Here is a 7,332-nt window from a genome sequence, read left to right as displayed (position 1 = left end):
TACATGTATTGTCATGGTCCCCACATCCAAAGAAGAAAAAATCAAATTGGAGGCTACATTAAAGGAGGCGCCCACACCTGCCTAATTTACCTAAGCAAAGAAGGAAGAAAACTTCTCTTGGAGAAGAAATCAAAGAAGGACATCCAACCTACTCCTAATTGAAGTTCAAATCAAAATCAAAGAGCTTAACTTGGAGTGGAAGAAAAGAAGAAATACCATAAGAAGAAGAGGACTCCAGATCCAAATCCAACTCCAAAGGAGGTGCCATAAAAGTTCCAAAACAATTCCTTTTATGGCCGTCCCAATTTTTTTTTGACTCTTGGTCGGCCAAGGGAGAGGATTTTCTACCTAATCTAGGGGTTGGAGTTTAGTCCCACATGGGAATTTGTACAAGCTAGGAGAAAATTTTAGGTCTATATAATAGACCTCTCTTTGTAACTTTAAAAAATCAATGAAGAAAAATTATTTTTGCTATTCTCTTGTGTTGAGTGACCTAGGTTTCTCTTCTTCCGCACTATTCTAAGTGTTGAGCTCCGTGAGGGGGTAATCCGGGTTCCATTGGAGCCTTGAGGAGGTGAGAGATCTCCATCTTTATCCAAAACCCTAGGTTAGCCACTTGAAATTCCAAAACCCTAGCCACCTTCATTATTTTCCATCCACCAAACCCTAGATCCATCCATCTCCCACGGCCTCTCTCTCTCTACAAGTCCAGGCCGTCCACCTTCATCCAGATCCAGTCCGGCTACTTCAGATCCAGAGCAAGTTCCAAGGAAAATCACATCAGATTCAAGGAGAATCCAGTTTTCAGCAAAGCAATTTCGATCTTCAAGTTCATCAACCTGGTAAATCTTTTCCCTTGACTCTCTGATTCCATCAATTGTTTTTCTTCTCTTCCAGATCTTGAGTTCAGGAGAAGCCAACCCGCCAAAGGACCAGTATTGGAGGATCCATTACGAAGATATCCGACTCCGAGGATCCAACAATCTGCTCAGGAGAGTTCTTCCACCAAAATCTGTGAAGATCATTGTCTGGTTAGATAAACCATCTCTTCTTTATTTCTGTTCTGTTGAAAGTTCGGAGCGAAACCCTAGGTCTGGGAGTTTCTCAACCCCCAGCGATCCGTTGCTTCTGAACTACTCTGATAATTTAGTTTCTTTAAAATTGTGCTTTCAATTATCATATTAGTATCTTTCAATGTTAGGTTAACTTTTCTTTGATTTGAAGCCAACTTCTACAAACATATAAAAACAACAAAAAAATTAGTTAATCTTAATTTACTTCCGCATCGCATCCCTTTATTTGTTCTGCATCATTTTTGGTATCAGAGCCCAGTCTAGGGTTTCTGATTTGCTTGCTTGTTTTGATTGTTCTCTTTTTATTTTGTCTGCTCGAAGTAGACTCCCCAGGACGTCCGGTCCTAGGAACTAAGCGAGGCGCAAGCCTCCTCCTCCCATTCCACGGGGTGTTCCTAGGGCGTGTAGGGGATCCATTGGGTTATAACTTCGTAGCAGGGATTATAAACGGGGAAGACAATCTAGTTGCAGCCCGTAATTGCCCTGTTGTCTGAATTATTTCTCCCTGCATAAAACTCCGAATTGCATGATTTTTGCTTCGTTGAAACCAGTATAATTGAACCTATTTTCCATAATATTTCCTAAAGTATTAGAATCGAAGTATTTAATAGGTAAACGATGAATTTTTTTTTGCACATCTTGACGCAAATCTCTCATCCCTTGATGAATAGATGAAATTAACATTTTATTAAAAAAGACACGACACATAAAAACAACAAAATATAAAAATAAATTAATACATAAAATAAAGATAATATAAGACATAATATCATTGCCAAAAAAAAGGAACAGAAAAGGAATTTTTATCTTTATAATAATTTTGAATTTTATCAGTAATAAATCTACCTTCAAAATAAAACAAAAAAACATTAAAAAGGGAAGCTACAAAAATTAATAAAAGCCCTAAATTAATTTGTTTTTTAAAAGGTTTTAAATATCTCAAAATTCTTTTCATACAACAACCTCTAAATTTTGGGATTTGGCAATTTCTTGATAAAGAAGACAATTTTTCATTAATTCTTGATGCGTTCCTATAGCTTTCATTTTTCCTTCTTCTAAAACAATAATTTTATCAGCATTAATAACAGAAGTAAGTTTTGAGCAACAATTAACACTAAGGCTGATCTTTCATTTCAAAAAGCTTTTCTAATTTCATATTCAGTTTTATAATCAAGAGCTGAAAAGAATCATCAAAAATATAGATATCAGGTTTTTTAAGAAATCCTCTTGCCATAGAAAGCCTTTTTTGTTTTTGTCCTGAAAAATTAGTACCTAATTCACTTACTCTTTCATTAAATTTATGATTTTTATTTTGTACAATTTGATAAGCTTGAGCAAGTTGTAATGCTTCTGTCATTTGATTTTCTTGAGGATTTTGTTTGCCAAAAGCTAAATTACTTCTAATAGTTCCTTTAAATAAAAATTTTTTTGAGAAATAAAACTAATTTTATTACACGCAAATAATTAAGATCATATTCTTTAATATCAATATATCATTAATTTTAATAGCACCTTCGCACACATCATAAAGGCGAGGAATAAGCCCTATTAGGGTTGTTTTTCCTGAACCAGTAGAACCTACAAAAAGCTACAATTTGTCCTTGTTTCATACTAAAATTAATCTTTTTCTAACATGGGTTTTGTAGCATCAGGATAAGTAAAAGTGACATTTTCAAAAGACAAAGTTTGAAAAGGCATTTGCGGTTTTAAAGGTTTACAAACATTTGAATTTTAGGGTAATATTTAAAACATTTTCAATTCTTCTAACAGATACCAAAGTTTTAGGAAACATCATAAAGAGTAGTAAAAAATCTAAAATAGCAAATAAAACATGAAATTGATAATCAATACATGAAAGAAGTTTCCCGTAGTAAAATCAGGATGACTTTGAGTTAAATAATATACTCCTACTCCAACATTAATCAAAATAGAACAATTTAAAAACAAATAAAAGATAGGATCAATAGAAACCATAAAATTAAATAATTTAATAGAAAAAAAACTATATTTATGATTTACTTTAGAAAAACGAGAAGTTTCATATTGACTTTGGCGAAAAGCACGAATAGATTTAATCCCAATTAAATTTTCGCGAGTAATAACATTTAATTCATCTAATTTTTTTGTTGTTGCTTTGATAAAATATAAGATTTTTTAAGAATAATAATAAATAAGGTTAAAACTAAAAAGGAGCAACAAAAAGGATTCCTAAAAGCAAAAAAGAAGCTACATAAAAAATAGCAACAACACTAACTACAAGCGTAATAGGAGACACAACAGCAGTACGGTAAAAACAGAAATGAAATTCATTACTTGAAAAACATCCAAAGTAGTATAGTTAAGGATAGAAGAAATCCCTAATTGTTTCATCTCAGTGGGCGAAAAAGTTTGTACTTTTTAAAAATATCGATGCTTAAATCTTGAAAAAGCAAGGATGATACTTTGGAAGCACAATAATTAAGAATTAGATTTCCTATAAAACCACAACAAGCACATAAAGCTAAAAGCCCTAAAAGTGCAGAAAGGATCAATTTGATTTTTATTATAATCAATAATAAATTTACCAATTATAAAAGGAATTCCCAATTCACTACAACAAACAAACAAAACAGCAATTAAATTTAATAACAACAACATTTTGTATTTGAATAAATATTTCCAAATAATTTTCATTAGTCTAAACTCACAATTTCTTTGTTTATATGGTTATTTTTTTTGTTGTAATTTCTTTCAAGTAATAATGGTAAAAAATAAGGATAAAAAGGGTGAAAATATAATTAAAATAATAAAACGTAATAAAAAAAGACTATTAAAAATAGTCCCTTATAATTGTTTTAATAACAACTAAATAATATTTATTGTTAATACTAACTTGCAATTACTTATTTGATTTCAAAATATCTTTAATTTCTTCAATAAAGCAATTTTCATCAAGACTTTGTTTTAAAAGTAACATATTCTTATCGACTTTATCCTTTTGCAAAGGATTTTTCCATGACATTAAAGTTAAAAATAGTATAAATAATAAAAGAAAGCAACAAAAACTCTAAAATAGTTTGTAAAAAATTGCCATAACCAAGATAAGTATTAGCTTTTAATTTCATTTCAAATCTTTTAAAAGCCCCAGTATAATTAAACAACAAAGAAAAAAAGAGGAATAATAATATTCAAGCTACCAAAGAACTTAAGCAATTTTGGCAAAAAGTTGTCCTATTACAACTGCAAAATGAAGCAATTAATGACATTAACACGAGCAATAAAAGCTTTAAAACCTTTAGCAAATTGCAAGATTTAGAGGTAAAAATTATAATTTTCTATCATTTCAAAACTCCTTTTTAATAAAAATTAAAGATAGTTCTTTTGTAATTATTTCTAGTTATTGTATCCAAAATAAAGGAATAACAAAAGTCAAAAAAAAGGATTCAAAAACTCTTTAAAATTCTTAGATTTTAATATTTTTATAAAACAATTTAATAAATAACAAATATGAAAAATAATTTGAAAAATCAAAAAATGGATGTTTTTTTAAATGGGTTGAAATTAAATTATTGCAAAACTCAAAAAGAAAACGCAAAAAATACTTTAAAGTCAAAAGACCACCAATAAAAAACCAACTTTTAACATTTTAAATAAAATAAAGGGGGTTTTACATTTGTATTATAACATTTTTTAATTATAAAAATAGCAAAATATCTAAAAAATATTTAATTATAAGTGTTTGGGGTTCAGTGAGGTTTTCTTTTTCTTTTGTTCTTTATATTATAAACAAAATTAACTAACATATTAAAAAATATTAAAAGTTCTATAATCTATTAATAAACTAGATATTAAAAAAAGGAAAGAAACACACAATATTAAATATTTTATATAATTAACTTAATTCTTTATTTATACCATAATAAAATAAAAAAAAGAGCAAACAAATAAGAAATGCTGCCAACTAATCTAGACCATTCAAAAATTTGAATTTCAATTAATCTTTTCCCTTTTTGTTCTTGTTTTTGGGTTTCTTTCAAACATTTCTTTAAACTATTAATTGATTGTAAGATATAAGTTTTTTAATAATTATTGTAAGATATAAAAACCTCAAACTAAGTAAATAGTTTGAGATATGAAGAATGAAACCTGTTTTATTTGTAGTTAATGAATTTATTTTTTACCCTTAAATAAACGAAAAATAATTATAATAATATTAAATATACCTCTTTCAATTTAATATAAATACTTAAATTTTTATCTTTTATCATTTTTTATATTACCTAAATAAGTAATAAAATATATAAAAAGTTCAAATATACTACAAAATTACTTCCATACTAGAAAGCCATAAAAAATTAACTAAAATCCATTCATATTCTTTGGCAAGCACTTTATTTTTAGCAAAGTTATCTAATTGATGTAAAAAATAAACCCACCTTAAAATACCTATGATAAAAGTTATTAAGGATAAAAATATAAGGATAATAAGAAAAAAGAAGTTAGAAAAATAATTATGATATCAATATAAAGAAAAACAAATAATTTAACCAATAAAACTAATAAGAAAAAATATTTTTAAAACTTTAATGAATCAGGATAAACTTTAATTTTATTTATTTTATATAAAAGTAATAAAAACTAAAATCAAAATAGCAATTAACAAAGATATTAAAAAGGAACTAAAGGAATTAAATGTTGAATAAAAAGGGGGGGGAATCCAAATATTGTTTACCATAAAAGCGGTAAAAGCAAAATAAAGCAGCATACAAAAACCCTAATAATATAACCATCAAATGAAGAGCTATCGGCAACAAAAACAATTCCAATAATAAAGACTTAATTTATAAAAACAACATATCAAAATAATGATTAATTTAAAGCCAATTAAAAATAAAATCAATTCCTTTATATTTGTTATTTTGGTTTGTAAAAAGAATATAATGTACTGTGATAGTGGGTTAATAACTGATAAATAATTAATCCTGATAGTAAACAAAATAAATTAAGGATAAAAATTTTATAAAAAACCATCTTATAAAAAACTATTTTATCAGTTTTATTAGAAACATGTTTTTGCATTAATTTATTTATTTTTTGATTTTTATGATTATGAGTTTTTTTAACAATTTATTAAAATACTCAGGATTATCAAAAATGAAATCTAAGAACTTCATATTTATCAATCCTCCTTATAATTTTAGTTTATTTCTTTTACCACAATAAAGATTTAAATATTAAGGACCGAACCTGTGTTTAGGTTGTAAAATATTAATTAAAACATGCGAAAGAATTAGAAATTTCACTTTTTTTGGACTAACCTATAAGATCTTTTTTGTTATTATCTAAAAATAATTCATAAACTTCTATAACATCTTCAGAAGGAAAATGAACTGAAAATCCAATTGTTTTTTTATAATAATTATTTGTTATATCAAAAATAATTTTTTTATTTATATACGCATAAGATTCGTATTTGCTTTCGCTGCCTCAGCTGCTTCAAAAACCTCAGGAAAAAAAATACTTTGCCCCAAAAACTACCTACTGCTTTTTTTAGTACTTTTTCAAAGTTGTTTTAGCAATAGCATGTCCTACTTTGATTAATCTTTTTCTTAATATATTTTAATTCTTTTTTAACTATTTCTTGTTTTTATAGAATGTATAATGTTTTAAAAATATCTTTGCCAAATTTCTCCATTTGTTGAGGGTTACTTGAAATTGTTATCTATTATTCCTTCAAAAAAATCTTTAGCTATTTCTAAAAGGGTAGAATCTGTAGGACAATCACAAAAAGTGTAAGTTCTACTTCTTTAATTTCGTCTAATTGAGAAAGTTCAAAAGAAAAACCTTGTTCTACATTTGAATTCAAATGATAATCTATCACATCGTTAAACATAGCAATTTTAGAGCTTGGCAAAAAATTCATCTTTAGCATCAAAACCCAAAGCTAACTACTTTTTAAACCAGAATTGGAACAAAATTACTTGCTATTAAAGCAGCATTTTTTATTAAATGATTTGCATTTACAAATTCTTTATATGAATGAAAAGGAATGGGTTTGATTCCTGAAAGACCATAAAAAACTCTAGCATTATCTGAAAAAGTATGCTCCATCGGAATGACGCCAATCAAGTACATTATGTTTTTTGAGAATAATCTGTTCATAATCATCAAGATTAAAAGCCATAACTTTAGAACTTGTAAATGAATAAAATAACATTAAAAATAAAAAACTAAATAATTGTAATTTCTTAAAATAAAGTTTTTTTAATAAAAACAATAT

Annotated in this window: 9 protein-coding genes; all 9 read right to left on the bottom strand. The window is 27.0% G+C overall.

The features are described 5' to 3' along the window. Positions 1–632 precede the first annotated feature (632 nt). Positions 633–920, bottom strand: a complete 288-nt coding sequence (locus ACEW7V_RS00375) for a hypothetical protein (RefSeq protein WP_374695522.1) — start codon at positions 918–920, stop codon at positions 633–635. Between the two features lie 648 nt (positions 921–1,568). Beyond that, positions 1,569–1,757: a hypothetical protein gene (locus ACEW7V_RS00370; RefSeq protein ID WP_374695521.1), complete on the bottom strand. Its 189-nt coding sequence runs from the start codon at positions 1,755–1,757 to the stop codon at positions 1,569–1,571. Between the two features lie 85 nt (positions 1,758–1,842). After that, a complete protein-coding gene (locus tag ACEW7V_RS00365) occupies positions 1,843–2,028 on the bottom strand; it encodes a hypothetical protein (RefSeq protein ID WP_374695520.1) in 186 nt (61 codons plus the stop codon). Positions 2,029–2,187: 159 nt separating this feature from the next. After that, positions 2,188–2,430, bottom strand: coding sequence for a hypothetical protein (locus ACEW7V_RS00360; protein ID WP_374695519.1), 243 nt, complete (start codon positions 2,428–2,430; stop codon positions 2,188–2,190). A gap of 93 nt (positions 2,431–2,523) precedes the next feature. Continuing rightward, a complete protein-coding gene (locus tag ACEW7V_RS00355; RefSeq protein ID WP_374695703.1) occupies positions 2,524–2,613 on the bottom strand; it encodes a hypothetical protein in 90 nt (29 codons plus the stop codon). Between the two features lie 272 nt (positions 2,614–2,885). Further along, positions 2,886–3,212, bottom strand: a complete 327-nt coding sequence (locus ACEW7V_RS00350) for an ABC transporter transmembrane domain-containing protein (protein WP_374695702.1) — start codon at positions 3,210–3,212, stop codon at positions 2,886–2,888. An 830-nt stretch (positions 3,213–4,042) separates the two neighbouring features. Beyond that, positions 4,043–4,177 (bottom strand): hypothetical protein, encoded by a 135-nt coding sequence (locus tag ACEW7V_RS00345; protein WP_374695518.1) that lies wholly within the window; start codon positions 4,175–4,177, stop codon positions 4,043–4,045. Positions 4,178–6,807: 2,630 nt separating this feature from the next. Beyond that, positions 6,808–6,966 (bottom strand): hypothetical protein, encoded by a 159-nt coding sequence (locus ACEW7V_RS00340; RefSeq protein ID WP_374695517.1) that lies wholly within the window; start codon positions 6,964–6,966, stop codon positions 6,808–6,810. A 174-nt stretch (positions 6,967–7,140) separates the two neighbouring features. Then, a partial coding sequence (locus ACEW7V_RS00335) for a hypothetical protein (protein ID WP_374695516.1) occupies positions 7,141–7,332 on the bottom strand: 192 nt, incomplete at its 5' end.

The organism is Areca yellow leaf disease phytoplasma, from assembly GCF_041920595.1.
This window is presented reverse-complemented; position numbering and strand designations above follow the sequence as displayed.

What these genes read in the sequence shown, in the direction of transcription:
- ACEW7V_RS00365 (WP_374695520.1), bottom strand. Translation starts at nt 2,028, where the DNA reads ATGAAAAGAATTTTGAGATATTTAAAACCTTTTAAAAAACAAATTAAT.
- ACEW7V_RS00345 (WP_374695518.1), bottom strand. Translation starts at nt 4,177, where the DNA reads ATGAAATTAAAAGCTAATACTTATCTTGGTTATGGCAATTTTTTACAA.
- ACEW7V_RS00370 (WP_374695521.1), bottom strand. Translation starts at nt 1,757, where the DNA reads ATGTTAATTTCATCTATTCATCAAGGGATGAGAGATTTGCGTCAAGAT.
- ACEW7V_RS00360 (WP_374695519.1), bottom strand. Translation starts at nt 2,430, where the DNA reads ATGACAGAAGCATTACAACTTGCTCAAGCTTATCAAATTGTACAAAAT.